The organism is Companilactobacillus halodurans (genome assembly GCF_009600985.1).
GTDB lineage: Bacteria > Bacillota > Bacilli > Lactobacillales > Lactobacillaceae > Companilactobacillus > Companilactobacillus halodurans.
Genome location: NZ_VDFP01000120.1, coordinates 1 through 1498, shown reverse-complemented (window position 1 = coordinate 1498; position 1498 = coordinate 1). Strand labels below are relative to the sequence as shown.

1 protein-coding gene and 1 pseudogene are annotated in these 1498 nt (G+C 41.4%); both read left to right on the top strand.

Features of this window, described 5'->3' with window-relative positions:
- The first annotated feature begins 81 nt into the window (after positions 1 to 81).
- Positions 82 to 492 (top strand): annotated as a pseudogene (locus FHL06_RS12920) (hypothetical protein).
- A 6-nt stretch (positions 493 to 498) separates the two neighbouring features.
- Positions 499 to 1498, top strand: a 1000-nt coding sequence (locus FHL06_RS12915) for a DNA topoisomerase (protein ID WP_238334049.1), incomplete at its 3' end; no start/stop codon positions are given.

Here is a 1498-nt window from a genome sequence, read left to right as displayed (position 1 = left end):
CGGTGTGACTAAAAGTGCTGGTATGGGTGCCATGAGAATGTTTCAAAATTATTTCCGTAACCACTAGGAGGAAAAATAGTTATGAAGAAAATCGCACACTGGTTATTGGAAAAAGTCAAAAAAGATATGCGAACCGACCCTTTTGCAACACCTTCACGGCGGACTAAGCTGTCTTACTATTTTGATAACTTAGTTAGCATGGTCTTCTATATAATGGGAATTTACCTCATGTTAATGGATTTATACCAAGAGCTTTTCACGGCGAACCATACCGATTTTTTAGGAACTGCGCTAATGGCCTTAGTTTTACTGCTGGGTGGCTTATTATTCCGTTAGTCAGCCTATGCAGATCTCAAAGCCATCAACCGGTATCAACATTATTTGAAGCAACAATCGATAGAGCAACAATAAGAATTGCGCCGTGAAACTTGGTTGAAAGTGGCTGAACAAGGCAAAACAGAATTAGAACAAAAGCTGAATCATAAGGAGTGAACGAACATGACCACTGTTATCTTAGCTGAAAAACCCAGTCAAGCCCGTTCATACGTCCAAGCCTTTCAAAAGAGCACAAAAAAACAGGGTTACTATACGGTTAGTGACCCTGTTTTGCCCGAGAATACGCTTGTCACGTATGGTCTCGGACACTTAGTTGAACTAGCCACACCGGATAAATATGATCGGAAATACCAGCAATGGGCCTTATCTAATTTACCGATTTTCCCCGATAAATACAAGTTTGAAGTGTCAGCTAGTAAAAAGGACCAATACGGGATCGTCAAAGATCTGTTAACGAAGGCCGATACCATTATTGTTGCTACCGATAGTGGTCGGGAAGGCTCCAATATCGCATGGTCAATCATGAGCCAAGCCCAGATTGACGTTAAAAAGAAGACCATTAAGCGGCTATGGTTGAATAGTTTGGAAAAAGACGCCATTATTACCGGATTCAAAAATCTTGGCGATTGGCACAAAGACTATTTGGCTTATAAAGAAGCCCAAACCCGTCAAATTAGCGATTGGTTAATTGGAATGAATGGTAGTCCCTTATACACCTTGTTATTAAGACAAAAAGGGGTACGTGGGGTGTACTCGATTGGTCGAGTACAGACGCCAACTTTGTATATGGTTTATCAAAGAGACCAGGCAATCAAAAACTTTAAGCCGGAACCCTATTTTGAACTAAATGCTGAAATTCTTGCTAATCAGCAAAAATTTGTCGCAAAATTAGACCCCTATCAGCGATTTAAAGACGAAATAGGGCTAATGACATTCATGCAATCTAAACACGTTCAGAAGGGCTCACAGGCTGGTTTAATCAAGGGCATTCAAAACCAGGCTAAAAAGCGTGCTAGTCCCCAACTATTCTCACTATCCAGTCTCCAAAGTGCCATGAATAAACGTTATCACGCCAGTGCCAGCCAGACTTTGGCGGCCATTCAGAGTTTATACGAAGACAAACTACTCAGTTATCCCCGCACCGATTGTGCTTATATCACTG